We start from the raw sequence: 23,898 nt of genomic DNA on the forward strand, positions 1-23,898 counted from the left end.
GTGGGGGCCGGCCGGGCAGGTCCCCGCGCCCCCTGGGATGTCGCACCGCCCCCGCCGAGAAGAGACCCGAAAGAGCCGCCCCGCCCATGACCTCTGCATCCGACCCGCGTGATGTCCGCACGGAGCTGGCATCCCTCACCACCGAGGCCTACCGGCCGGAGCTGGCCGGCATCGACCGGCTGCCCACCCTCGAGATCGCCCGCCTGATGAACGGCGAGGACGCCACCGTGCCGGCCGCCGTGGCCGAGCGGCTGCCCGAGATCGCCGCCGCGATCGACGCCATCGCCGACCGGATGGCGCACGGCGGACGCCTGATCTACGCCGGCGCCGGCACGGCCGGCCGGCTGGGCGTGCTGGACGCCTCCGAGTGCCCGCCCACCTTCAACACCGCCCCCGGTCAGGTCGTCGGGCTCATCGCCGGCGGCCCCGACGCCGTGGTCACCTCCGTCGAGGGCGCCGAGGACTCGCGGGAGCTGGCCGAGGCGGACCTGGCCGCACTGGATCTCACCGCCGACGACACGGTGGTCGGCATCTCCGCCTCCGGCCGCACCCCGTACGCCGTCGGCGCCGTCACCTGGGCCCGCGCCCGGGGCGCGCTCACGGTGGGCCTGTCCTGCAACGCGGGCAGCGCGCTGGCGGCGGCGGCCGAGCACGGCATCGAGGTCGTGGTGGGCCCGGAGCTCCTCACCGGCTCCACCCGTCTGAAGGCCGGCACCGCCCAGAAGCTGGTGCTCAACATGCTGTCGACGATCACCATGATCCGCCTGGGCAAGACCTACGGGAACCTGATGGTCGACGTCCGCGCCTCCAACGCCAAGCTGCGCGCCCGCTCCCATCGCATCGTCGCCCTCGCCACCGGAGCGGAGGACGCCGCGATCGAGAGCGCCCTGGCCGCCACCGACGGCGAGGTCAAGCCCGCGATCCTCACCCTCCTCACCGGCGTCGACGCCGCGACGGCCGCCCGCCTCCTCAAGGACGCCCAGGGCCACCTGCGGGCGGCCCTGGCGGCCGCGGGGAGCTGAGCACCCGGACCTCCGCTCGGCTTCCCCGAGTCACGCACCGGCCGTCACCCGCGCAGCGGGCTGCCCTGCCGCTGCAGCGCCCCGGTGAGGACGCGCACCGCCTTCGGGCCGACGCCGTGCAGGGCCGGCAGCTCGTCCGCGGTGTGCCGGGCCACGTCGTCCAGCGTGGTCAGTCCCGCACCGAGCAGGGCCCGCGTCGCCGCCGTCCGATGCCGGCGGGCAGGTCGCAACCGGACTCGCCCGCCCCGGCCTCGGAGGCGGTCTCGAAGGGGGCCTCGGAGGCGGCGAGCTCCGCCGCGAGCCTCTTGGGCGCCCGGCCGGCCCAGGCGGCCCGCACCAGGGCGTTCAGGGCCTGGCCGTCGATGTCGGCCGGCGGAACGCGGAAACCGATCGTCTTCCCGGCCCGGACGATGCGCTCACCGGCCGGATGCGCCGCCAGGGCGGCCTCGGTCTCGTCCTCGGGCAGGTTCAGCTGCACCTGGCCGTCCTTCGTCACCGAGACGAAGCCCTTGCCCCGCACCGAGAAGGCGACCATGCCGAAGTGGGTGCCCTCCTCCGCCTCGGGGAGAGCCAGGGCGTAGGTGCGCAGATGAGCCAGTGTGGTCATCCGGGCAGTGTTCCGCACCGATCGGGGCGGACGCGATACTGAAGCGAACCCGACCACGGAGACACCACCATGAACCACGCGCAGCTCACCGCACTGGGCCGGGCCCTGCGGGTGCTCGGCGAGCACGGTGAGGCGCTCTCCGCCGACACCCCGGACGCCCGGCTGCACGAGGTGAGGGCGGACCTCAAGCGTGCCTTGGAGCTGCTGGACGAGACCGTCACCACCGAGGTGCCCCGCACCCGCTGCCCCGAGCACCCCACCGGTCCGGTCGACGAGAGCGCCCCGGACCTGTGCCTGCTGTGCGAGACCCGGCGCCGCGCCGCCCGCCGCGCCGAGTACGCCGGCCCCGCCCCGCAGTACCGGTCGCCCGATCCGGCCCCGTCCCGCTACGGCGTGCGCGGCGACCGCCCGCAGCCGCAGCAGCGGTGGCTGCCGGAGGCGTGGAACGGCCAGGCCTGGCAGCTGTGCGGCACGCCGCGCCGGGACCGCCGCGAGGCCGAGCTGTACCTCGCGGCCCAGCGCCGCGGCCCCCGGCCCGCCACGGCCTACCGGCTGGTCCACGAGTTCACCGACTACGAGGTGCTGCGCGTGTGGGGCACCCCCGTGCGGACCGACATCGAGCCGATGGGCGGGCTGTAGGCCCCGAGGAGGGCACAGGGGCCGGTCTCAGAGCAGTGGCAGGGGCCTGAACTCGTAGTCCGCCCACAGGCGGCGGGAGGCCTCCTCCGGGCAGGGCTCGACGCGCGGCTCGGTGTCCAGCACCTGCACCAGCCGCCGCTCGGTGTCGTAGGCGGGCCAGCCCGGGTCACCGGTGCGGGCGAACGCCGTCCAGGCGGCCCGGAACCGGGACGACAGCGCCTTCGCGTCCTCACCGGGCTGCGCCCCGGCGAACATCAGCATCCCCAGGTCGGCCTCGAAGGTGCCGAAGAGCAGCGGGATGTCCAGGCCGTGGCAGGCGCCGAGCGCGCCGTCCAGGCCAGGTGCCGGCCAGGTGAGTTCGTAGAGGTGCGCCCGTCCGCCGCCGGCCAGATGCGCCTCGGCCAGCTTCAGGGTGGGCATGGCGAACACCCAGTCGGTCTGCACCCGCTCGTACAGCTCGCCCGGCGAGGCGTCCGGGAAGGCGGCGCGGTAGGCGTCGGCTCCGCCGGGGCCGGGGGCGTACATGTGCAGGGCGCGGTCCGCCTGCTCGGCGGTGATCTGCCCGAGCCGGCCGCCCAGGGCGATGAAGAGGCGGAACTCCTCGCGGTTGTGCCCGGTGACCAGCTCCACGTCCCGGGCGGAGCCCTCGGCGAGCGCCTGCCAGGGCGTGGTCGGCAGCACCTCGCCGTCGACGACGGGCGCGTACGGGGTCAGGGTGGGCGCGGCCTCCCCCCAGCGGTCCACGGAGCGGGGCATCTTCGGGCCCAGCGTCTCCCCGGCGGCCGTCAGCTTGCGCGGGTCCACCGCCGACAGGTCCGCCACCGTCGGCCGCAGACCGACCTCGGCGGCGAGCGCGGCACCGAGGTCGCGGGCGAGGGCGTCGGAGAAGTACGTGCCGGGCACGCTCTGCGCGATCGCCCGCCGGAACAGTCCCGCCGCGCGGGGCATCGCCAGCAGCGCCGCGATCGACCCGGCGCCCGCCGATTCCCCGAACACGGTGACCTGCCCGGGGTCGCCGCCGAACGCCGCGATGTTGTCCCGCACCCACTCCAGCGCGGCCACCTGGTCCAGCAGTCCCCGGTTGGCGGGCGCCCCCTCGATGTGGGCGAACCCCTCCATCCCCAGGCGGTAGTTGAGGGTGACCACGACGACGTCGCCGTCCCGTGCGATCCGCCGGGCGTCGTAGCCGGGGCTGCCGGAGTGGCCCAGCCGGAAGGAGCCGCCGTAGATCCACACCATGACCGGCCGGCGGGCGGCCGGACCGGGTTCGGGCGTCCAGACGTTGACGGTCAGCCAGTCGTCGCCGGTGGGCAGGCTGTCCACGACGGCCCGCCCCTGCAGCGCCGCGTCCTGCGGGGGCGGCGGCCCGAAGGCGTACGCCTCCCGCACGCCGTCCCAGCCGCGCACCGGCCGGGGCGCGGCGAACCGGGCCTCGCCGACGGGCGGTTCGGCGAACGGTATGCCGCGGAACACCGCCAGACCGCCCTCGTACCGCCCGCGCACGGCACCGGCGGCGGTCCGTACGACGGGCTCGGGGCGGGCGGCGTCACCGGACGGCGGACGGGACGGGGACGTCGTCATCGGCTCTCCTCACGCGTGCGGGGGGCGGCGCGAGGGAGCAAGTGCCCCTCGCGGCAGGGGCGTTCATACGTACCGGTCGGTCTTGCATGCACGACCCTACGCCCGCCCCGCTCCGTCCGCGCGAGCGGAACGCGTCAGCTCAGCGTCTTCAGGGAGGCCGCGTCGTACGGCGTCAGCTCGTCGAACCGGCCGGAGAGCACCTTGGCCGCCCAGTTGGGGTCCTGGAGCAGTGCGCGGCCGACGGCCACCACGTCGAACTCGTCGCGCTCCAGGCGGTCGAGCAGGTTGTCGATGCTGCCGAGTGCCGCGCCCGCGCCCTGGAACGCCTCGATGAACTCCCCGTCCAGGCCCACCGATCCGACGGTGATGGCCGGCTTGCCAGTGAGCTTCTTCGTCCAGCCGGCCAGGTTGAGGTCGGCGCCCTCGAACTCGGGCACCCAGTAGCGGCGCTGCGAGGCGTGGAAGGCGTCGACACCGGCGGCGGAGATCGGGGCGAGGATCGCCTCCAGCTCCTCCGGCGTCTCGGCGAGCCGGGCGTCGTAGGCCTCCTGCTTCCACTGCGAGTAGCGGAAGATGACCGGGAAGCCGGGCGAGACCGCCTCCCGGACGGCCGCGACGATCTCGGCGGCGAAGGTGGCGCGGGCGACCGGGTCGCCGCCGTAGGCGTCGGTGCGGCGGTTGGTGCCGGACCACAGGAACTGGTCGATCAGGTAGCCGTGGGCGCCGTGCAGTTCGACTCCGTCGAAGCCGATGCGCTCGGCAGCGGCGGCGGCCTCGGCGAAGGCGGCGATGACGTCGTCGATGTCCTTCTTGGTCATGGTGCGGCCGCCCTCGGTGCCGTCGATCCGCAGCCCGGAGGGTCCGACGGCCGGCGCCTCGGGGAACGGGCCCTGGCCCTCCTGGCGCACCATGCCGATGTGCCACAGCTGCGGCACGATCCGGCCGCCGGCCTCGTGCACCGCCTCGGCCACCTTGGCCCAGCCCGCCAGCTGCTCCTCGCCGTGGAAGCGGGGCACCCGGCTGCTGCCCCCGGCGGAGGGGTGGCCGACATATGTGCCCTCGGTGATGATCAGCCCGACACCGGCGGCGGCGCGGCGGGCGTAGTACGAGGCCACGTCCTCCCCGGGAATGCCGTTCGGGGAGAACATGCGGGTCATCGGCGCCATGGCGATGCGGTTCGGCACGGTGAGACCGTTGATGGTCACCGGACGGGACAGGACGTCGGCGGCCCGGGAGGCGGAGTCGGCGATGGTGACGGTCACGAGGGCTCCTTGACGGGGGAGGTACCGCTTGGTATGTGCGCATGCATTCAACGCACGCCAAGGAGAACCACCGCGGGGAGGCGGCCATTCCGGCCCCTGCTTGTGATCCGAACCACAGCCCCCGTCGCCGCGACGCTCCCGGCTCTCCCCCCGGCACAGCGGCCGTGAAACGCCCGAGGGCGGCACCCCCCTCGCGGGGAGTGCCGCCCTCGGCTGTGAACGCGGGACGTTCGATCGACGCTGAGGCCGATCAGAAGTCCATGTCACCGCCCGGCATGCCGCCGCCGGCCGGCGCAGCGGCCTTCTCCGGCTTGTCGGCGATGACGGCCTCGGTGGTGAGGAACAGCGCGGCGATGGACGCGGCGTTCTGCAGCGCGGAGCGCGTCACCTTCGCCGGGTCGATGATGCCCTCGGCGATCAGGTCGACGTACTCGCCGGTCGCGGCGTTCAGGCCGTGGCCCGGGGTGAGGTTGCGGACCTTCTCCACCACGACGCCGCCCTCGAGGCCGGCGTTGACGGCGATCTGCTTCAGCGGGGCCTCCAGGGCCACGCGCACGGCGTTGGCACCGGTCGCCTCGTCGCCCTCGAGCTCCAGCTTCTCGAAGACCTGGGAGGCCTGCAGCAGGGCCACGCCACCACCGGCGACGATGCCCTCCTCGACGGCCGCCTTGGCGTTGCGGACGGCGTCCTCGATGCGGTGCTTGCGCTCCTTGAGCTCCACCTCGGTGGCGGCACCGGCCTTGATGACGGCCACACCGCCGGCCAGCTTGGCCAGGCGCTCCTGCAGCTTCTCGCGGTCGTAGTCGGAGTCGCTGTTCTCGATCTCGGCGCGGATCTGGTTGACACGGCCCTGGACCTGCTCGGCGGAGCCGGCACCGTCGACGATGGTGGTCTCGTCCTTGGTGATGACCACCTTGCGGGCCCGGCCCAGCAGGTCGAGGGTGGCGTTCTCCAGCTTGAGGCCGACCTCCTCGGAGATGACCTCGCCGCCCGTGAGGATGGCGATGTCGCCGAGCATGGCCTTGCGGCGGTCGCCGAAGCCCGGGGCCTTGACCGCGACGGACTTGAAGGTGCCGCGGATCTTGTTGACGACCAGGGTCGACAGGGCCTCGCCCTCGACGTCCTCGGCGATGATCAGCAGCGGCTTGCCCGACTGCATGACCTTCTCCAGGAGCGGGAGCAGGTCCTTGACACTGGAGATCTTGGAGTTGGCGATCAGGATGTAGGGGTCGTCGAGGACGGCCTCCATACGCTCCATGTCGGTGGCGAAGTACGCCGAGATGTAGCCCTTGTCGAAGCGCATACCCTCGGTGAGCTCCAGCTCCAGGCCGAAGGTCTGCGACTCCTCGACGGTGATGACGCCTTCCTTGCCGACCTTGTCCATCGCCTCGGCGATCAGCTCACCGATCTGGGTGTCGGCGGCGGAGATGGACGCGGTGGAGGCGATCTGCTCCTTGGTCTCGACGTCCTTCGCCTGCTCCAGCAGGGCGGCGGAGACGGCCTCGACGGCCTTCTCGATGCCGCGCTTCAGGGCCATCGGGTTGGCACCGGCGGCAACGTTGCGCAGGCCTTCCTTGACCAGAGCCTGGGCGAGCACGGTCGCGGTGGTCGTACCGTCACCGGCGACGTCGTCCGTCTTCTTGGCGACTTCCTTGACCAGCTCGGCGCCGATCTTCTCGTACGGGTCCTCGAGCTCGATCTCCTTGGCGATGGAGACACCGTCGTTGGTGATCGTGGGGGCGCCCCACTTCTTCTCGAGGACGACGTTGCGGCCCTTGGGGCCGAGGGTCACCTTGACGGCGTCCGCGAGCTGGTTCATGCCGCGCTCGAGGCCGCGCCGCGCCTCCTCGTCGAACGCGATGATCTTGGCCATGTGAAGTGGTCCCTCCAGGACTGGGGGTGATTCCTTCGGACCGCGCCCGCGCCCGCGACGGACGGCTCGCACGCCTTGTGGTTCCTTGCCCCACCCGGCCTGCGGGCCTCACCGACCCGGTCCTTCCGCTGTCACTCTCACCTTCAGAGTGCTAACGCCCAATGATTAGCACTCGACCCATGCGAGTGCAAGCGCCCGCGGGGTTCGGACGGGCTCCCGGCGGCGCTCGGCGGGGCGTCGCGCGCCCCGTATCCCCTGGTCCCGGCATGTCCCGAGGACATGGTCCCGGCATGGGCGAAGGGCCCGCACCCGGCGGGGTGCGAGCCCTTCGTCAGTGAACGATGCCTGCGGCTGGTAAGCGTTCAGGCGGTGACGCGAACCATGTCGGCCTGCGGGCCCTTCTGGCCCTGCGAGATCTCGAACTCGACCCGCTGGCCCTCTTCCAGGGTGCGGTAGCCGTCCATCTGGATCGCGCTGTAGTGGACGAAAACATCCGCACCACCGTCGACCGCGATGAAGCCGTACCCCTTCTCCGCGTTGAACCACTTGACGGTGCCCTGAGCCATGCCTAACTCCCCTATTACTGGCCCTTGCACAGATCCACACTTCGCGGATCCGGGTCAGACCTCACCCCCCAACGGTTGGGGGCGTGCGCCGGAACGCGTCGACCGCGGCTGAATGTATCTGTCCAACTGCCGTCTGCAACAGGTCAATCGGACGAGAAATCTGGACGACACCGGTCCGGAATATGGCGAGAATTCACCCGAATTCAGGGCAAGTCGGGCCGTACAAATGCCGCAAAAGCCGCGAAAAGCGCCCGCACTTTGGCCATTTCCAGTCGGGCGTGCGGCAGGAATTCAGGGTGCTCGATCGCTGGATCGGGAGCGCGTTCCCCAACTCTACCGCGCTCAACCCCATGGAATTGCCCCCTCCGCATCTCTCACGGAGGGGGCAGCACGGTGAACGCTCGGTAATCGAAGTTACCGAGGGTAATGTCCGGCGGGGATCAGCCGCCGGCGACGGCCGGGATGATGGACACGCCCGCACCGTCCGGGGTGGCGGTCTCGAGTCCCTGCTCGAAGCGGACGTCGTCGTCGTTGACGTAGACGTTGACGAACCGGCGCAGCTTGCCCTGGTCGTCCAGGACCCGGGCGGCGATCCCGGTGTGGTTCTTCTCCAGGTCCTCGATGACCTCGGCGAGGGTGGACCCCTCGGCCGTGACCTCGGCCTTGCCACCCGTGTAGGTGCGCAGGATGGTCGGGATGCGGACGGTGACGCTCATGGTGTGGACCTCCGGTCGACTGACGCCCCAGGGGCGCGGGAACTGCGTGGCCGGCCCGCACCGGCCCGCAGACGTACGGCAGGCGGCGCTCAGGCGAGGCCGGCCTCGCGGAACGACTCCAGGCTGGGCCGGATCGTCGCGGTGAGCCCGGTACCGGCCACCGCGTCCAGCGTCTTCAGACCGTCCCCGGTGTTGAGCACCACGGTGGTCTTCGACGGGTCCAGCACCCCGTTCTCGACGAGCTTGCGGGTGACGCCCACGGTCACCCCGCCGGCGGTCTCCGCGAAGATGCCCTCGGTGCGCGCCAGCACCTTGATCGCGTCGACGATCTGCTCGTCCGTCACGTCCTCCACGGCGCCGCCGGTACGGCGCGCGATGTCCAGGACGTACGGCCCGTCCGCCGGGTTGCCGATCGCCAGCGACTTGGCGATGGTGTCCGGCTTCTGCGGGCGCACCACGTCGTGCCCGGCCTTGAAGGCGGCCGACACCGGCGAGCAGCCCTCGGCCTGGGCACCGAAGATCTTGTAGGGCTTGTCCTCGACCAGGCCCAGCTTGATCAGCTCCTGCAGGCCCTTGTCGATCTTGGTGAGCTGGGAGCCGGAGGCGATCGGCACCACGATCTGGTCCGGCAGCTGCCAGCCCAGCTGCTCGCAGATCTCGTAGGCGAGCGTCTTGGAGCCCTCGGCGTAGTACGGCCGCAGGTTGACGTTGACGAAGCCCCAGCCCTCGCCGGCCGGGTCGCCTATCAGCTCGGAGCAGAAGCGGTTGACGTCGTCGTAGTTGCCCTCGATGCCGACCAGCTCGCCGCCGTAGACCGCGGCCATGACGACCTTGCCCTGCTCCAGGTCGTGCGGGATGAACACGCAGGAGCGGAAGCCGGCCCGGGCGGCCGCGGCACCCACCGCGCCGGCCAGGTTGCCGGTGGAGGAGCAGGACAGGGTGGTGAAGCCGAAGACGCGGGCCGCCTCCAGGGCCTGGGCGACCACCCGGTCCTTGAAGGAGTGCGTGGGGTTGCCGGAGTCGTCCTTGACGTACAGCCCGCCGGTGATGCCCAGCTCGCCCGCCAGGTTGTCGGCCTTGACCAGCTTGGTCCAGCCGGGGTTGAGGTTGGGCTTGTCCGCCACGTCGGCCGGGACGGGCAGCAGGGGCGCGTAGCGCCAGATGTTCGCGGGGCCCGCCTCGATGCGCTTGCGGAGCTGCTCGGTGTCGTAGGAGGAGAAGTCGTAGGCGACCTCGAGCGGGCCGAAACACTCCTCGCAGGCGAAGACCGGGCCGAGCGGGACGCGGTGGCCGCACTCGCGACAGCTCAGGGCCGCTGCGGGGCCGAGGTCGACAGTCCGGGCGGACGCGGTACCCGCGGAGTCCGTAGAGTCCGTGGAGCTTGCAACAGTCTGCACAGCCATGTGAGGCGAGGCCCTTTCTCCTCATCTTCCTCACGACGCATCTCGCCGTGAGACGGATTTGGCACCTTCCCTAGCCGGGAGCCTCGCCACGTCCGTGTGACAAGAACCGACTGGAGGGTTGCCGGGGCTTCATCGGGCCGTGTCCCTCTGCCCCTCTGGATGAGCGGTGTTCAGTTGTCCGCGCGGCGACCCCGGCATGCGATGGTCACGCGCGTTGTTCAAGACTGTAACCGACAGCCAGGACACTTGAGACAGCCGTCCGAACCGCGAGATGGATCACGACCAGTGAGGAGCCGCCGACCGTGCTGGAAGAAGTCGAGCGCTGGCTGATCGACCGCTCCTGGTCCGTGACCGACCGCCCGCTGCACCGGATCCTGGCCGCCAAGCGGGCCACCGGGCAGACGGTGAGCGTGGTGCTGCCCGCGCTGAACGAGGAGGAGACGGTCGGCGACATCGTGTCCGTCATCCGGGACGAGCTGCTGCTGAAGGCACCCCTGGTGGACGAGATCGTGGTGGTGGACTCCGGCTCCACCGACCGCACCTCACAGGTGGCCGCGGCCGCGGGGGCGCGGGTGGTGCACCGGGACGAGATCCTGCCCCGGCTGCCCGCCGTCCCCGGCAAGGGCGAGGTGCTGTGGCGCTCGCTGCTGGTCACCCGCGGCGACATCGTCTGCTTCGTCGACGCCGACCTGCGCGACTTCTCCGCCGACTTCGTCACCGGCATCGTCGGCCCGCTGCTCACCGAGCCGGACGTGCACCTGGTGAAGGCGATGTACGACCGGCCGCTGGGCGCCGCCGCCGGGCAGGGCGGGCGGGTGACGGAGCTGATGGCCCGGCCGCTGCTCAACATGCACTGGCCGCGGCTGGCCGGCTTCGTGCAGCCGCTGGGCGGCGAGTACGCGGCCCGCCGCTCCCTGCTGGAGCGGCTGCCCTTCCCGGTCGGCTACGGCGTGGAGCTGGGCCTGCTCATCGACGCCCTGCACCTGGTGGGCCTGAACGCCCTGGCGCAGGTGGACGTGGGAGTGCGCAGGCACCGGCACCAGGACGGGCAGGCGCTCGGCCGGATGTCCGCCGCGATCTACCGCACCGCCCAGCTGCGGCTGGCCCGCGGGCATCTGATCCGCCCCGCGCTGACCCAGTTCGAGCGGTCCGGGAACACCTTCGAGCCGCGCACCTACTCGGTGGACACCGAGGAGCGGCCGCCCATGGCGGAGATCGCGGAGTACCGGGAGCGCCGGGTCGCCTGAGAACCCGGGAATCGAGTACCGGGAGCGCCGGGTCGCCTGAGAATCAGCGTGACATTCGTATACGGCCGGGCTCCACGTTTGATTGTTCGAGGGCCGGGCTAGGTTGAGCTTTATGGCTTCGACGTTCGGTGCAGCTCAGGTGCTGGTGGCCTCGAATCGGGGGCCGGTTTCCTACGTGCAGGACGAGGACGGCTCGCTGCGCGCCAAACGGGGCGGCGGCGGGCTGGTCTCCGGGCTGTCGGCGATCGGACCGGACGCTGGTGCGCTGTGGGTGTGCTCGGCGCTGTCCGACGGCGACCGCGAGGCCGTGCGCCGCGGCATCGGCGAGGACGGCGTGCGGATGCTGGACATCCCGGCCGAGGTGCACGCGGACGCCTACAACGGGATCGCCAACTCGGTGCTGTGGTTCGTGCACCACATGCTGTACCAGACGCCGCTGGAGCCGGTGTTCGACGCGGAGTTCCGCCGGCAGTGGGCCTCGTACGGGACCTACAACCGGGCGTTCGCCGAGGCGCTGGCCGAGGAGGCGGCGCAGGGCGCGGCCGTGCTGGTGCAGGACTACCACCTGGCGCTGGTGCCGGGCATGCTGCGCGAGCTCCGCCCCGACCTGCGGATCGGGCACTTCTCGCACACCCCGTGGGCGCCGCCGGAGTACTTCCGGATGCTGCCCGACGACGTCGCCCAGCAGGTGCTGCGCGGCATGCTGGGCGCGGACCGGCTCGGCTTCCTCACCCGCCGCTGGGCGGACGCCTTCACCGCCTGCTGCGAGCGCATCACGGGCGGCCTCGGCGACACCAGGATCGGCGTGCACGGCCTGGGCGCCGACCCCGACTTCCTGCGGGAGCGCGCCCACCGGGCGGACGTCGAGGAGCGCATGGCCGAGCTGCGGCGCGAGATCGGCGAGGGCCGCCGCGCCATCGTGCGGGTGGACCGCACCGAGCTGTCGAAGAACATCGTGCGCGGTCTGCTCGCCTACCGGCAGCTGCTCGCGGACCACCCGGAGTGGCACGAGCGGGTGGTGCACGTCGCCTTCGCCTACCCCTCCCGGCAGGATCTGGCCGTCTACCGCGACTACACCGCCGAGGTGCAGCGGGTCGCCGAGGAGATCAACGAGGAGTACGGCACGGAGGGCTGGCGCCCGGTCGTGCTGCACGTCAAGGACGACTTCGCCCGCTCGCTGGCCGCCTACCGGCTGGCCGACGTGGGGCTGATCAACCCGATCCGCGACGGGATGAACCTGGTCGCCAAGGAGATCCCGGTCCTCTCCGACCAGGGTGCCGCCCTGGTGCTGTCCCGTGAGGCGGGCGCCCACGAGGAGATGGGCGAGGACGCGATCACGGTCAACCCCTACGACATCTCCGCCACGGCCGAGGCCCTGCACGAGGCGCTGACGCTGTCCCCGGCGGACCGCGCGGAGCGCTGCAAGCGTCTCGCCGCGGCCGCCACCGCCCTGCCCCCGGCCAAGTGGTTCCTGGACCAGCTGAACGCGCTGCGGGAGGGCTCGTGAACGACGACGCGGCCGGCCGCCGCTCCGGCTCCCCGGACGGCTCCGTCCCGGAGCCCGTCACCCGGGCCGGGCGCGAGGGCCTTGAGGCGCTGCTGGCGGGGCCGGGCAAGGCGCTGATCGGGCTGGACTTCGACGGGACGCTCGCGCCGATCGTGGCCGATCCGGAGCAGGCGCGGGCCCACCCCGAGGCCGTGCCGGCGCTGGCCGCGCTGGCGCCGAAGGTGGCCTCCGTGGCCGTGATCACCGGGCGGCCGCCCGAGGTGGCGGTGCGCCTCGGGGGCTTCGCGGGCGTGAGCGGCCTGGAGCACCTGGTCGTCCTCGGGCACTACGGCGCCGAGCGCTGGGACGCCCGCACCGGCGAGCTCACCGCTCCCCCGCCGCACCCCGGGGTGGCGGGGGCCCGTGCGGAGCTGCCGGGGCTGCTGGACGGGACGGGCGCCGCGCAGGGGGCCTGGATCGAGGAGAAGGGGCGCGCGGTGGCCGTGCACACCCGGCGGGCCGCCGACCCCCAGGCCGCGTTCGAGGCGCTGCGGGAACCGCTGAGCGAGCTGGCCGCGCGGCACGGGCTGATCGTGGAGCCCGGCCGGATGGTGCTGGAGCTCCGCCCGCCGGGCATGGACAAGGGCGTCGCCCTGCTGGAGTACGCCCGCGAGATCGGCGCCGGCTGCGTCCTCTACGCCGGTGACGACCTGGGCGATCTGCCGGCCTTCTCCGCCGTGGACGAGCTGCGCTCGGACGGTGTGCCCGGCCTGCTGGTGTGCAGCGGCAGCGACGAGGTGACCGAGCTGCGGGAGCGCGCGGACCTGGTGGTCGGCGGCCCCGAGGGGGTCGTGGGGCTGCTGCGGGCGCTCGCACAGCGGATCGGCTGAGCCGGTCGGCCGGGTTCCGGCTCACGCCCGCCGCGCGTACCGGATCGGGTACGCCCGCCGCGCGTACCCGATCCGCCGCACGTACCCGGTCAGCGCTCGGCGCGCCGCCGTTCCCGCACCCGGCGCAGGCGGTTCACCGTCACCGGGTCGTGGGCCAGGGCGCGCGGGTCGTCGAGGAGGGCGTTGAGGAGCTGGTAGTAGCGCACGGGGGACAGACCCAGCTCCTCGCGTATCGCGCGTTCCTTGGCGCCGGGGCCGGAGAAGCCGCGGCGTTCCAGCGCGAGGATGCCGCGCTCGCGGCTGCCCAGACCACCGGCCGTCGGTTCCTCGTCCATGAGCGCACCGTAGCCCGTGCCGCTGACAACGCCGGCCTCGGGCCGGGCTGCGTCACTGCCCTGCGCGGGTCGCCGTCGCCTGGAGGTTGCTCAGCACAGACTCAGGGTCGCCGCCCGGGGCGACCGCCTTGCCGATCTGCTTCTTCACGGCCGCGTTGACCGCCGCCCAGGCGCTGTCGCCGACCGGGTACAGCTCGGAGGTGACCAGCTGGTCCAGGAACGGCTTGAGGTGCTTGTCCTGCTCGGCCTCGGCCATCGTCCGGGACGCGGAGGAGGTCACCGGCACCAGGTTGTAGTCGCGGGAGAAGGCGAGCACCTGCTCCTCGCCGTAGACGAAGTCGAGGAAGTCACCGATCTCCTCGCGGTGGCCGTGCTTCTTGAAGGCCATCATCCAGTCGGCGACGCCGAGCGTGGCGGAGCTGCGGCCGTCCTTGCCCGGGGTGGGCACCATGCCGTACTCGACGCCGTTCTTCTCGGCCATCGCCATCAGGGAGGGGTGGCCGTTGAGCATGCCGACGTCGCCCGCGGCGAACGCCTTGAAGGCGTCGGCCCGGTTCAGCTTGCCCGGCGGGACGGGTCCGGTCAGGCCCTTGCCGACCAGCTCGTCCTTCAGCCAGGTGAAGGTCTCCACGTTGCGGCTGGAGTCGATGTTGAAGGAGCCCACGGAGTCGGTGTAGCCGCCCTCGCCGCTGAGCAGCCACTGCATGGTCTCGGCCTGCGCCTCCTCGGGGCCGAGCGGCAGCGCGTAGGGGTACTTCACGCCCTTGGCCTTCAGCGCCGCGGCGTCGGCGGCCAGCTGCTCCCAGGTCCGGGGCGGGGTGATGCCGGCCTCGGCGAACAGCTCCTTGTTGTAGAAGAGCACGCGGGTGGAGGAGGCGAACGGCATGCCGTACTGCGCGCCGTTGACCCGGCCCGCCTCGGCCAGCTGGGAGACGAAGTCCGCCTGGACGGGTATGGAGAGCAGGTCGTCGGCGCGGTAGAGGAGGCCCTCGGCGGCGTAGTCGGCGTAGGCGCCGATCTGCGCCATGTCCGGCGGGTCGCCCGCGTCGACCATCTCCTTGACCTTGCGGTCGACGTCGTTCCAGGAGTAGACGTCGACCTCGATCCTGACGCCGGGGTGGCCGGCCTCGTACTTGTCGATCAGGGCGTCCCAGTACTTGCGGGAGCTGTTGGCGGCCGAGGTGCCGTAGTCGGCGGCGACCAGGTGCAAGGTGACGTCGGAGGAGCCGACGCCGGCGCCGCATCCGCCGAGGACCCCCGTCAGCCCCAGTGCGGACACCACCGCGATCGCCCTCTTGCTGACCCGTCGCTGCACTGCTGCTCGCCCCAAATCCGGCGCCCCGCGCCATCCGAAACGTTTCGATTACCGGATTATGGTCTACACCACGTGAGTGGACTAGACCTCTCGCGGGTCCGGGGGTCACACTGTTCTGCGTGAAACATGTCATCGCCCTCGACGTGGGCGGCACCGGGATGAAGGCCGCCCTGGTCGGGGCGGGTGGCGAGCTGCTGCACCGGGCTCGCCGGGCCACCGGGCGGGAACGCGGCCCGGACGCGGTGGTCGCGGACATCCTCGACTTCGCCGCCGAACTGCGCGCCCACGGCGCCGACCGCTTCGGCATGCCCGCCTCCGCCGCCGGTGTCGCCGTCCCCGGCATCATCGACGACGCCCGCGGCGTCGCCGTCTACTCCGCCAACCTCGGCTGGCGCGACGTCCCGCTGCGCGCGCTGCTCGGCGAGCGGCTCGGCGGTGTGCCGGTCGCCCTCGGCCACGACGTGCGCACCGGCGGGCTCGCCGAGGGCCGGATCGGGGCCGGCCGGGGCGCCGACCGGTTCCTGTTCGTGCCGCTGGGCACCGGCATCGCCGGCGCCATCGGCATCGACGGCCGGGTCGAGGCGGGCGCGCACGGCTTCGCGGGCGAGATCGGCCACATCGTCGTACGGCCCGAAGGCGCCGCATGCCCCTGCGGGCAGCGCGGCTGTCTCGAGCGGTACGCCTCCGCCGCGGCGGTGAGCGAGGCCTGGGCGGCGGCCTGCGGCGACCCGGGGGCCGACGCGGCGGACTGCGCCAAGGCCGTCGGGGCCGGCGACCCGCGGGCCCGCGCCGTGTGGCAGGAGGCCGTCGACGCCCTCGCCGACGGGCTGCTCACCGCGCTCACCCTGCTGGACCCGCGCACCGTGATCGTCGGTGGCGGGCTCGCCGAGGCAGGAGAAACCTTGTTCACACCGCTGCGGGAGGCCGTCCGGCGGCGGATCACCTTCCAGAAACTGCCGTCGCTGGTCCCCGCGGCCCTCGGGGACACCGCCGGATGCCTGGGCGCGGGACTCCTCGCCTGGGATCTCCTCGCATCCACCGACCCCTCGGAGGTAACCACCTGATGGCCCCCACCAAGGTTCTGACCGGTGCCCGGGTGGTACTGCCCACCGGGACCGTGGACGACGGCCGCGTGATCGTCGAGGGCACGCGGATCACGGACACGGCCCCCGGCGACGCCGAGACCGTCGACCTGTCCGGCCACTGGCTGGTGCCCGGCTTCGTCGACATCCACAACCACGGGGGCGGCGGGGCGTCCTTCGCGGGCGGCACCGCGGAGGACGTCCTCAAGGCGGTGCGGACCCACCGCGAGCACGGCACCACCACAGTGGTCGCCTCCGCCGTCACCGGGGACCTGGACTTCCTCGCCCGGCACGCCGGGATGCTGGCCGAGCTGGCCCAGCAGGGCGACATCGCCGGCATCCACTTCGAGGGCCCGTTCATCTCGCCGTGCCGCAAGGGCGCGCACGACGAGGAGCTGCTGCGCGACCCCGACCCGGCCGAGGTCCGCAAGCTGATCGACGCGGCGCACGGGCACGCGGTGATGATGACGCTGGCGGCCGAGCTGCCCGGCGGCCTGGACTCGGTGCGGCTGCTGGCCGACCACGGGGTGATCGCGGCCGTGGGGCACACGGACGCCACCTACGAGCAGACCGTGGCCGCGATCGACGCGGGCGCCACGGTCGCCACCCACCTCTTCAACGCGATGCCGGTACTGGGCCACCGCGCGCCCGGCCCGATCGCGGCGCTGCTCCAGGACGAGCGGGTCACCGTCGAGCTGATCAACGACGGCACCCATCTGCACCCGGCCGCACTCCAGCTGGCCTTCCGTCACGCGGGCGCCGACCGGGTCGCCTTCATCACCGACGCGATGGACGCGGCCGGCTTCGGCGACGGCCGCTACATGCTCGGCCCGCTGGAGGTCGACGTCGCCGACGGCGTGGCCCGGCTGGTGGAGGGCGGCTCGATCGCGGGCTCCACCCTGACCCTGGACCGCGCCTTCAAGCGCGCGGTGACGGTGGACGGCCTGCCCGTCGAGGACGTCGTCACCGCCATCTCCGCCACCCCGGCCCGCCTGCTCGGCCTGGACGACCGCATCGGCTCCCTGGAGCCCGGCAAGGACGCCGACCTGGTCGTCCTGGACGCCGAGTTCACCGTCCGGGGCGTGATGCGCCGGGGGGAATGGGTGGTGGATCCCCGACTGGGCTGACCTGTCCCGTGGCCCCGGCGACGGTGGCCGGTCCGAGGGGTGGGCCGGTCGCCGTCTGTTTGGCATGATCGTGTCTCCGGGGCCCAGGCAAGGCGCAGGCACAAGGGGGAGGTCGTCCCGGTGATCCTCACGGTCACGCTGAACACCGCGCTCGACATCACCTATCGGGTACCGTCCCTGCGGCCTCACGCCTCCCACCGGGTCTCCGAGGTGACCGAACGCCCCGGCGGCAAGGGCGTCAACGTGGCACGCGTGCTGGCGGCGCTCGGGCACCAGGTGACCGTGACCGGGTTCGCGGGCGGTGTGACGGGCCGGATCCTGCGCGAACGCCTGATGCGGGTGCCGAATCTGACGGACGCGCTGGTGCCCGTCTCCGGCACGACCCGCCGCACCATAGCCGTGGTCGACGGCCTCTCCGGCGGCACCACCCAGCTGAACGAACCGGGCCCCACCATCACCCCGGCCGAATGGTCGGCCTTCCAGGAGGTCTACGAGGACCTCCTCGCGGGCGCCTCGGCGGTCGCCCTGTGCGGCAGCCTGCCGCCGGGCATCCCGGTGGGCGCCTACGCGGGCCTGATCCGCACCGCACGCGCGGCCGGCGTCCCGGCCCTGCTGGACACCAGCGGAGCGGCGCTGCGCCGCGGGGTGGCGGGCCGCCCCGACATCCTCAAGCCCAACGCCGAGGAACTGGCCGAACTCACCGGCTCCCACGAGCCGTTGCGCGCCACCCAGGACGCCCGCCGCAGGGGCGCGGGCGCGGTGGTGGCGTCCCTCGGCGCGGAGGGCCTGCTGGCGCTCAGCCCGGAGGGCCGCTGGCGCGCGACGCCCCCGGCGGCCCTGCGCGGCAACCCGACCGGCGCGGGCGACTCCGCGGTCGCGGGCCTGCTCTCCGGCCTGGTCGAGAACCTCCCCTGGCCGGACCGCCTGACCCGCGCGACCGCCCTGGCCGCGGCGACGGTGCTGTCACCTGCGGCGGGCGAGTTCGACCGGGAGGCCTACGAGGAACTCTCCGGCCGCGTGACGATCTCGACCCAGGTGCCGGCGGCCTAGTTCTTCCTCTCGACCCAGCCGTCGGCCAGCCACAGCTGGTCGATCAGGGCGTCGCACTGGTTGTCCGCCTCGCAGGACACCGTGATCGTGTTGGTGCCCTTGTTGAGCTGGATGTAGTTGTACGTCCGCGTCCAGCCCTTCTCGTAGTCACCCTCCGGGGCGTTCGCCCAGTTCTTCAGGGAGACCGGGGTCGTGGAGGGCGTCCCGTTGACCGAGAGCGTGGCCTTCTGGTCCTTGCCGGGGACGCTGTAGCTCACATAGACGGTGTACTTGCCGCTCTTGGGGATGCCGTTCACGGTCCAGGTGATCGACGAGCCGGCCTTGTTGAAGCCCGTCACATAGACACCGCCGTCGGCCTTGGCGCCCTTGATGTCCGAGGCGGTGACGGCGCTGCCCCCCAAGCGGAGCGCCTTCGCATCGATCTTGGGCAGCTCGACCTCGTTCTTGCCCCCCTCGCTCGCCGACGGAGTCGGATCCTTCGGCTGGGACTGGCTGGGGGTGGAGCCCGCCTCGTTGCCGGTGTCGCCCTCGTCCTTGTCGCCGCCGATCATGGCGACGCCGATGCCGATGACGACCGCGGCGACCACCGCGATCGCGCCGATCAGCAGGCCCTTGGTGTTGGGGCCGCGGCCCCGGCCGCCGCCCCCGCCGGCGTGCGACGGCTGCGGGGTGTGCGCCGGAGGCGCGCCCCCGGGCAGCGTCTCCGGGGCGGCGTAGTGCGGGTTCGGCTGGCCGTAGGCGCCCTGCTGCTGCGGTATCTGCGCTGTGGGGCCGGCGCCCTGCTGGCCGTACTGGCGTGTGCCGACCGCCCGCACGCGGTTGACCGAGTTCGGGTAGCCGTAGCCGCCGGACGGCGGCTGGGCCCCGTTGGCCTGGCCGTCGGCGTAGAGGTAGCCGAACGGGTCGTCGTCCTCGGGCGTGCTCGCGCCGTTGTTGCCGGGCGTCATCCCTTGGTGCTCCTAGCTGCGGATCGGGTGCGGATGCGGTGGTGAGAATGGCGAGCCTACCCGCTTCGGCGCACCCGAACGGGTGACTCGGACCGCATCAACCCGATGACCTGCGGTTCATCCCGCACGCCGGTGCTGTTTGGGACGAGATCGTTTCTCGACGTACATCCGTTCGTCGGCGGATTTCAGCACCTCGTCCGCCGTCATGCCGCAGTGCGCCCACCCGATGCCGAAGCTGGCGCCCACCCGGACGGCCCGGCCCTCGGCCCTGATGGGCTGGATGATCTCGTTGCGCAGCCGCACCGCGAGGTCCTGGGCGTCGGCCCGGCCGAGCCCGTCGGCGAGGATCACGAACTCGTCGCCGCCGAGCCGGGCCACGGTGTCGCCGTCCCGCACGCCGTTGCTGAGCCGGCGGGCGACCTCGATGAGCACCGCGTCACCCGCGTTGTGCCCGAACCGGTCGTTGATCGACTTGAAGCCGTCGAGGTCGCAGAAGAGCACCGCGAGGCCCTTGGCGCCGTCGTCGCGGTCGCCGGGGGCGACGGTGTGCACATGGTGGTCGTAGCCCTGGTACTCGTCGGCCCCGGGCGGGAAGTCGAAGTCGTGACCCCGGTCGAAGTCGGGCGGGCCGTACGCGGCGTCCGCGGAGTCGAAGGACTCGTAGGGGTCCATGGCGGCGCCGACCGCGGCGGGCAGCGTCGGCTGCGGGCGCTGGCTGCACAGCCGCGCGGAGAGCCGGGCGCGCAGCTCGGCGGAGTTCGGAAGGCCGGTGAGCGAGTCGTGGGAGGCGCGGTGGGCGAGCTGCAGCTCGCGGCGTTTGCGTTCCTCGATGTCCTCGACGTGGGTGAGCAGGAAGCGGGGCCCGTCGGCGGCGTCGGCGACGACGGAGTTGCGCAGCGAGACCCAGACGTAGGTGCCGTCGCGGCGGCCGAGGCGCAGCTCGGCGCGGCCGCCCTCGGCGGAGGTGCGCAGCAGGGTGCCTATGTCCTCGGGGTGGACGAGGTCGGAGAAGGAGTAGCGCCGCATCGCGGAGGCGGGGCGGCCCAGCAGCCGGCACAGCGCGTCGTTGGTGCGCAGGATCCGCCCGTGCTGCTCGCCGCCCATCTCGGCGATGGCCATGCCGGAGGGTGCGTACTCGAAGGCCTGCCGGAAGGACTCCTCGCTGGCGCGCAGGGCCTGCTGCTCGCGCTCCAGCCGGACCAGGGCGCGCTGCATGTTCGCACGCAGACGCGCGTTGCTGATCGCGATGGCGGCCTGGAAGGCGTACATCTGCAGGGCCTCGCGGCCCCAGGCGCCGGGCCTGCGGCCGTTGCGCGGGCGGTCCACGGAGAGCACGCCGATGAGCTCGCCGGAGCCGCCGGCGCCCTGCGGGCCGGGCGCGTACATCGGGGCGAAGAGACGGTCGGAGGGATGCCACTCGTCCTCGAAGCGGGGCATGGGACCGTCGGTGTACCACTGCGGGACGTCGTCGTCGTCGAGGACCCAGCCCTCGGTGTGGGGTATGAACACTAGGTCGCCCCAGCGTTCGCCCATGGACAGGCGGCGCTCCCAGGACGCGCGGGAGCCGACGCGGCCGGTGATGAGCGCCTCGGCGGCGGGGTTGCCGGAGAAGGCGGCGACCACGAGATCGCCGTCGGGGCGTACGAGGTTGACGCAGGCAAGCTCGTACCCGAGGGCGTTCACGGCGCCGTCGGCGACGGTCTGCAACGTGTCCGCCAGGCTGCGGGCCGTGTTCATGTCGGCCATGACCTGGTGCAGTTGTCGCAGGGACGCAAGACGGACATAGGGTTCCGACTCGGTCTCCATGCTCGCCCTCCCCCCGAGACCTCGTGGCGAATCAAGGGTGCTCATCGGCGTATCGTCCTGGCAGGCTTCCCCGCCACTGAATCACAGCGCGCTGCCCACTCGGTACACAGGGTCAACAATTCCTCCCTCTTGTGACTCAAGTCACAGCGGAGCGTGGACATTTGTCAGGTTCGTGCGTGGTTCCCCGAGGCTTCCCGAGGGCGGATTGTGTGGCGATTGTGCACGGCCCGTGCCGGTCCCGCGGCCGGTGTGCGGCGCGGTCCGGCCCTGCTGCTCGGCCGCTGGTCCTAGGTCTTCGCTCGGACCGGGGTCCGATGCATCGGCCATGGAGCGGAGACTAGCGTTTCCGGCGTGCCCGACACTCCCTCACCGCAGTCCGCGATCACCGCTCCGCCCGCCGCCCGGCATGCTGAGGGGGTGAGCAACGACGAGTTCCGTGCCGCGATGTCCCGGCTGGCCTCCGGGGTGGTCCTGGTGACCGCCGTGGAGCCGCCGCTGGACCCGGACGACCCGCGGGCGCCGGCGGGCGAGGACGTCGGCATGACGGCGACCGCCTTCATGTCGGTGTCGCTGGACCCGCCGCTGGTGCTGGTCTCGCTGCGCGAGGGGTCGCGGATGGACGAGCTGCTCGAGGAGCAGCCGCTGTGGGCGGTCTCCGTCCTGTCCGAGAACCAGCGGCACATCGCGGGCCGCTTCGCGATGAAGGGCCGCGTCAGCGACCGCCTGCTCTTCGCGGACCTCGACCATGTGCGGGGCCGGTACAGCGGCGCCCCGCTGGTGGGCGGCGCCCTGGCGACCCTGGAGTGCCGCACCGAGCAGCGGGTCACCGCGGGGGACCACACGCTGGTGATCGGCCGGGTGCTGGCGGCGGAGGTGCCGAGCGCCGAGGGCGGCCCGCTGACGTATTTCCGGGGCCGCTACCGGAAGTTGGGCTGAGCGGGCCGCGGCTCATTCCTGTGCGCGCGGGCGAAAGCCCTGTTCCCGGATGGTTCCGCGGCGTTTACCCTGCCGCCGTGACGACGACCACGACGGCGCCCCGCCTCGAAGAGATCACCGCAGAGAATCTGGACGCCGCGCTCGGCATACGCGTCCGGCCGGAGCAGGAGTTCGCGGTGGCCCCGGTGGTGAAGTCCCTCGCCGAGGCGTATGTCCACCCCGGTGTCGCCCGGCCCCGCCTGATCATGGACGGCGAGCGTGCCGTCGGCTTCCTGATGGCCTCTTCGGCGTCGACTGGTTCGAGGACGGCAGCTGCTTCCGCTCGGGCCTGTGGCGGCTGAACATCGCGGCCGGGGAGCAGGGCAAGGGGTACGGCCGGTTCGCCGTGGAGTCGGTCGCCGCCGAACTGCGCCGCCGCGGCACCGGGGAGCTGTATGTGACCTGGCACCCCGGGGAGCACGGGCCGGAGAACTTCTACCTGCGCCTCGGCTTCCGGCCCAACGGCGAGGTCGTGGAGGGGGAGACGGTGGGGGTGCTGCGGGTGCGCTGAGCGCGCCGGGCGGCCACGGCTCTCGCGGCCGGCTCCCGTGCTGTGGGCCGGCTCCCGTGCTCACGCCCTTGGCTGCCCGCTCCCGTGCTGTGGGCCGGCTCCGGCCGCTCCGGCCGTGCGGGTCAGCTCCAGTCGCGCAGGGAGCGGCCCCGGCCCCGCTTGGTCTCGGAGCGGTGCTTCTTCTCCCGCAGCCGGCGTTCGTTGATCCCGCGCGGGACGCGGGTGGGTTTGCGGGGCTTGGGCGGGGGTGCGGTGGCCTCGGCGAGCAGCGCCGCGAGGCGCACGGCGGCGGCCTCCCGGTTGCGCCACTGCGAACGGTGCTCGGAGGCCCGGACGGTGACCACGCCGTCGGTCAGCCGCCCGGCCAGCCGCTGCAGCGCACGCCGCTTCCACACCTCGGGCAGCGCCTCGGTGCGGGCCAGGTCGAAGCGCAGCTCCACCTGAGAGTCGCTGGTGTTCACATGCTGTCCCCCGGGCCCGGACGAACGCGAGAAACGCCACATCAGCTCCGCCTCGGGCAGCGAGACGGAGCCGCGGATGGTCAGATGCCGGGGCGCCAGACCCCCGGACCTGCGAGAGGGACCGGACATGCCCTCCATGGTTGCGCCAGTGAACGGGGCACGTCACCCGAATTTCGTAGGTAAAGAAAGTAAAGGAGCGGGAACCGCGTGAACGCCTGCCCGCGTTCAAGGGGGTAGCTGTAGCTTTCTCGCCGTACGCACACGAGGGAAGGAACTCCCAACAATGGCTGTAAGCCTGTCCAAGGGTGGCAACGTCTCGCTCACCAAGGAGGCACCGGGCCTGACCGCTGTCACCGTGGGCCTCGGCTGGGACGTCCGCACCACCACCGGCACGGACTTCGACCTCGACGCGTCGGCGATCGCGGTCAACCCGCAGGGCAAGGTCTACTCCGACGCCCACTTCGTCTTCTTCAACAACAAGCAGACCCCGGACAACAGCATCGTCCACACCGGTGACAACCGCAGCGGCGAGGGCGCCGGCGACGACGAGGCGATCAACGTCAACCTCGCCGCCTTCCCGGCCGATGTCGAGAAGGTCGTCTTCCCGGTCTCCATCTACGACGCCGAGAACCGCGGCCAGAACTTCGGCCAGGTCCGCAACGCCTACATCCGCATCGTCAACCAGGCCGGCGGCACCGAGATCGCCCGCTACGACCTGTCGGAGGACGCGGCCACCGAGACCGCCATGATCTTCGGCGAGCTCTACCGCAACGGCGCCGAGTGGAAGTTCCGCGCCGTCGGCCAGGGCTACGCCTCGGGCCTGGCCGGCATCGCCCAGGACTTCGGCGTGAACGTCTGACAAGGCATGTCTGACAGCGCACGTCTGACATACGCACGCTGACGTGCGCCGTCAGGACGCGCGCTGCCCGAAGCCCCCGGCCGCCCGGTCACTCAGGGGGCTTCATCGCCCACCCCGGCAGCTTCATCGACCCACCCC

Annotated in this window: 22 protein-coding genes, 1 pseudogene and 1 riboswitch; of the genes and pseudogenes, 11 read left to right on the top strand and 12 right to left on the bottom strand. The window is 72.4% G+C overall.

All coding sequences use genetic code 11. The features are described from left to right. Positions 1 to 86 precede the first annotated feature (86 nt). Complete coding sequence (gene murQ / locus ABD207_RS13500) at positions 87 to 1,022, top strand: N-acetylmuramic acid 6-phosphate etherase (RefSeq protein ID WP_344012802.1); 936 nt, start codon at positions 87 to 89, stop codon at positions 1,020 to 1,022. A gap of 169 nt (positions 1,023 to 1,191) precedes the next feature. Here murQ and ABD207_RS13505 read toward each other — a convergent pair whose 3' ends face one another. Then, positions 1,192 to 1,629, bottom strand: a complete 438-nt coding sequence (locus tag ABD207_RS13505; RefSeq protein WP_344012803.1) for an MmcQ/YjbR family DNA-binding protein — start codon at positions 1,627 to 1,629, stop codon at positions 1,192 to 1,194. A gap of 69 nt (positions 1,630 to 1,698) precedes the next feature. Between ABD207_RS13505 and ABD207_RS13510 the strand changes: the two genes are divergently transcribed. Further along, positions 1,699 to 2,268: a hypothetical protein gene (locus ABD207_RS13510; protein WP_344012805.1), complete on the top strand. Its 570-nt coding sequence runs from the start codon at positions 1,699 to 1,701 to the stop codon at positions 2,266 to 2,268. A gap of 27 nt (positions 2,269 to 2,295) precedes the next feature. Here the strand turns inward: ABD207_RS13510 and ABD207_RS13515 are convergent, their stop codons facing one another. The 6 genes from ABD207_RS13515 to thrC all read right to left on the bottom strand — a co-directional run bounded on the left by ABD207_RS13515 (position 2,296) and on the right by thrC (position 9,669). After that, positions 2,296 to 3,849 (bottom strand): carboxylesterase/lipase family protein, encoded by a 1,554-nt coding sequence (locus ABD207_RS13515; protein WP_344012806.1) that lies wholly within the window; start codon positions 3,847 to 3,849, stop codon positions 2,296 to 2,298. 134 nt (positions 3,850 to 3,983) lie between these two features. Next, entirely contained in the window at positions 3,984 to 5,111 is a 1,128-nt protein-coding gene (locus ABD207_RS13520; protein ID WP_344012807.1) for an NADH:flavin oxidoreductase, read from the bottom strand. A gap of 250 nt (positions 5,112 to 5,361) precedes the next feature. Then, positions 5,362 to 6,984, bottom strand: coding sequence for a chaperonin GroEL (gene groL, locus ABD207_RS13525; protein WP_344012809.1), 1,623 nt, complete (start codon positions 6,982 to 6,984; stop codon positions 5,362 to 5,364). A gap of 362 nt (positions 6,985 to 7,346) precedes the next feature. Next, the gene (locus tag ABD207_RS13530) at positions 7,347 to 7,550 is read right to left on the bottom strand and encodes a cold-shock protein (protein WP_004986573.1); all 204 of its coding nucleotides are present in this window, start codon (positions 7,548 to 7,550) and stop codon (positions 7,347 to 7,349) included. A 440-nt stretch (positions 7,551 to 7,990) separates the two neighbouring features. Beyond that, the gene (locus ABD207_RS13535; protein WP_167996234.1) at positions 7,991 to 8,266 is read right to left on the bottom strand and encodes a MoaD/ThiS family protein; all 276 of its coding nucleotides are present in this window, start codon (positions 8,264 to 8,266) and stop codon (positions 7,991 to 7,993) included. Positions 8,267 to 8,355: 89 nt separating this feature from the next. Beyond that, positions 8,356 to 9,669: a threonine synthase gene (gene thrC, locus ABD207_RS13540; protein WP_344012811.1), complete on the bottom strand. Its 1,314-nt coding sequence runs from the start codon at positions 9,667 to 9,669 to the stop codon at positions 8,356 to 8,358. Positions 9,670 to 9,687: 18 nt separating this feature from the next. After that, positions 9,688 to 9,835, bottom strand: a riboswitch (SAM riboswitch). Between the two features lie 136 nt (positions 9,836 to 9,971). Between thrC and ABD207_RS13545 the strand changes: the two genes are divergently transcribed. From ABD207_RS13545 to otsB, 3 genes are all read left to right on the top strand, one after another. Continuing rightward, positions 9,972 to 10,916 carry a glucosyl-3-phosphoglycerate synthase gene (locus tag ABD207_RS13545; RefSeq protein ID WP_344012814.1) on the top strand — a complete coding sequence of 315 codons (945 nt, stop codon included), beginning with the start codon at positions 9,972 to 9,974 and terminating at the stop codon, positions 10,914 to 10,916. Between the two features lie 112 nt (positions 10,917 to 11,028). Beyond that, the gene (locus tag ABD207_RS13550; protein WP_344012815.1) at positions 11,029 to 12,423 is read left to right on the top strand and encodes an alpha,alpha-trehalose-phosphate synthase (UDP-forming); all 1,395 of its coding nucleotides are present in this window, start codon (positions 11,029 to 11,031) and stop codon (positions 12,421 to 12,423) included. Further along, a complete protein-coding gene (otsB, locus tag ABD207_RS13555; protein WP_344012817.1) occupies positions 12,420 to 13,292 on the top strand; it encodes a trehalose-phosphatase in 873 nt (290 codons plus the stop codon). The genes ABD207_RS13550 and otsB overlap by 4 nt, the downstream gene beginning before the upstream one ends. An 89-nt stretch (positions 13,293 to 13,381) precedes the next feature. On the opposite strand, the gene ABD207_RS13560 is transcribed toward otsB, so the two are convergent. Beyond that, positions 13,382 to 13,627, bottom strand: coding sequence for a DUF3263 domain-containing protein (locus tag ABD207_RS13560; RefSeq protein ID WP_344012819.1), 246 nt, complete (start codon positions 13,625 to 13,627; stop codon positions 13,382 to 13,384). Positions 13,628 to 13,679: 52 nt separating this feature from the next. Next, a complete protein-coding gene (locus ABD207_RS13565) occupies positions 13,680 to 14,942 on the bottom strand; it encodes an extracellular solute-binding protein (RefSeq protein WP_344012820.1) in 1,263 nt (420 codons plus the stop codon). A 119-nt stretch (positions 14,943 to 15,061) separates the two neighbouring features. Between ABD207_RS13565 and ABD207_RS13570 the strand changes: the two genes are divergently transcribed. From ABD207_RS13570 to ABD207_RS13580, 3 genes are all read left to right on the top strand, one after another. Further along, positions 15,062 to 16,006, top strand: a complete 945-nt coding sequence (locus ABD207_RS13570; RefSeq protein WP_344012822.1) for an ROK family protein — start codon at positions 15,062 to 15,064, stop codon at positions 16,004 to 16,006. Next, complete coding sequence (nagA, locus tag ABD207_RS13575) at positions 16,006 to 17,151, top strand: N-acetylglucosamine-6-phosphate deacetylase (protein WP_344012824.1); 1,146 nt, start codon at positions 16,006 to 16,008, stop codon at positions 17,149 to 17,151. Before ABD207_RS13570 ends, nagA begins: the two co-directional genes overlap by 1 nt. Positions 17,152 to 17,271: 120 nt before the next feature. Next, the gene (locus ABD207_RS13580) at positions 17,272 to 18,201 is read left to right on the top strand and encodes a 1-phosphofructokinase family hexose kinase (protein WP_344012826.1); all 930 of its coding nucleotides are present in this window, start codon (positions 17,272 to 17,274) and stop codon (positions 18,199 to 18,201) included. Here ABD207_RS13580 and ABD207_RS13585 read toward each other — a convergent pair. Both ABD207_RS13585 and cdgB read right to left on the bottom strand, forming a co-directional pair. Continuing rightward, complete coding sequence (locus tag ABD207_RS13585; protein WP_344012828.1) at positions 18,198 to 19,148, bottom strand: CBM35 domain-containing protein; 951 nt, start codon at positions 19,146 to 19,148, stop codon at positions 18,198 to 18,200. The genes ABD207_RS13580 and ABD207_RS13585 overlap by 4 nt on opposite strands. A gap of 117 nt (positions 19,149 to 19,265) precedes the next feature. After that, positions 19,266 to 20,954, bottom strand: a complete 1,689-nt coding sequence (gene cdgB, locus ABD207_RS13590) for a diguanylate cyclase CdgB (RefSeq protein WP_344012830.1) — start codon at positions 20,952 to 20,954, stop codon at positions 19,266 to 19,268. A 351-nt stretch (positions 20,955 to 21,305) separates the two neighbouring features. On the opposite strand from cdgB, the gene ABD207_RS13595 reads away from it, so the two are divergent. Further along, the gene (locus tag ABD207_RS13595; protein WP_344012832.1) at positions 21,306 to 21,890 is read left to right on the top strand and encodes a flavin reductase family protein; all 585 of its coding nucleotides are present in this window, start codon (positions 21,306 to 21,308) and stop codon (positions 21,888 to 21,890) included. Between the two features lie 77 nt (positions 21,891 to 21,967). Beyond that, positions 21,968 to 22,440: pseudogene (locus ABD207_RS13600) on the top strand (GNAT family N-acetyltransferase). Positions 22,441 to 22,562: 122 nt separating this feature from the next. Here ABD207_RS13600 and arfB read toward each other — a convergent pair. Then, entirely contained in the window at positions 22,563 to 23,039 is a 477-nt protein-coding gene (gene arfB, locus ABD207_RS13605; RefSeq protein ID WP_425580712.1) for an alternative ribosome rescue aminoacyl-tRNA hydrolase ArfB, read from the bottom strand. Between the two features lie 145 nt (positions 23,040 to 23,184). On the opposite strand from arfB, the gene ABD207_RS13610 reads away from it, so the two are divergent. Then, positions 23,185 to 23,760, top strand: coding sequence for a TerD family protein (locus ABD207_RS13610; RefSeq protein ID WP_344012835.1), 576 nt, complete (start codon positions 23,185 to 23,187; stop codon positions 23,758 to 23,760). Positions 23,761 to 23,898 lie beyond the last annotated feature (138 nt).

The sequence above is a fragment of the Streptomyces thermospinosisporus genome (genome assembly GCF_039526425.1).
In the GTDB taxonomy this organism is placed as follows: Bacteria; Actinomycetota; Actinomycetes; order Streptomycetales; family Streptomycetaceae; genus Streptomyces; species Streptomyces thermocarboxydovorans.

Coding starts and splice junctions, on each gene's coding strand:
- ABD207_RS13505 (WP_344012803.1), bottom strand. CDS start 1,629: ATGACCACACTGGCTCATCTGCGCACCTACGCCCTGGCTCTCCCCGAG.
- ABD207_RS13610 (WP_344012835.1), top strand. CDS start 23,185: ATGGCTGTAAGCCTGTCCAAGGGTGGCAACGTCTCGCTCACCAAGGAG.
- nagA (WP_344012824.1), top strand. CDS start 16,006: ATGGCCCCCACCAAGGTTCTGACCGGTGCCCGGGTGGTACTGCCCACC.
- ABD207_RS13550 (WP_344012815.1), top strand. CDS start 11,029: ATGGCTTCGACGTTCGGTGCAGCTCAGGTGCTGGTGGCCTCGAATCGG.
- thrC (WP_344012811.1), bottom strand. CDS start 9,669: ATGGCTGTGCAGACTGTTGCAAGCTCCACGGACTCTACGGACTCCGCG.
- ABD207_RS13530 (WP_004986573.1), bottom strand. CDS start 7,550: ATGGCTCAGGGCACCGTCAAGTGGTTCAACGCGGAGAAGGGGTACGGC.
- cdgB (WP_344012830.1), bottom strand. CDS start 20,954: ATGGAGACCGAGTCGGAACCCTATGTCCGTCTTGCGTCCCTGCGACAA.
- ABD207_RS13510 (WP_344012805.1), top strand. CDS start 1,699: ATGAACCACGCGCAGCTCACCGCACTGGGCCGGGCCCTGCGGGTGCTC.
- ABD207_RS13560 (WP_344012819.1), bottom strand. CDS start 13,627: ATGGACGAGGAACCGACGGCCGGTGGTCTGGGCAGCCGCGAGCGCGGC.
- ABD207_RS13515 (WP_344012806.1), bottom strand. CDS start 3,849: ATGACGACGTCCCCGTCCCGTCCGCCGTCCGGTGACGCCGCCCGCCCC.
- ABD207_RS13585 (WP_344012828.1), bottom strand. CDS start 19,148: ATGACGCCCGGCAACAACGGCGCGAGCACGCCCGAGGACGACGACCCG.
- murQ (WP_344012802.1), top strand. CDS start 87: ATGACCTCTGCATCCGACCCGCGTGATGTCCGCACGGAGCTGGCATCC.
- ABD207_RS13535 (WP_167996234.1), bottom strand. CDS start 8,266: ATGAGCGTCACCGTCCGCATCCCGACCATCCTGCGCACCTACACGGGT.
- arfB (WP_425580712.1), bottom strand. CDS start 23,039: ATGGAGGGCATGTCCGGTCCCTCTCGCAGGTCCGGGGGTCTGGCGCCC.
- groL (WP_344012809.1), bottom strand. CDS start 6,984: ATGGCCAAGATCATCGCGTTCGACGAGGAGGCGCGGCGCGGCCTCGAG.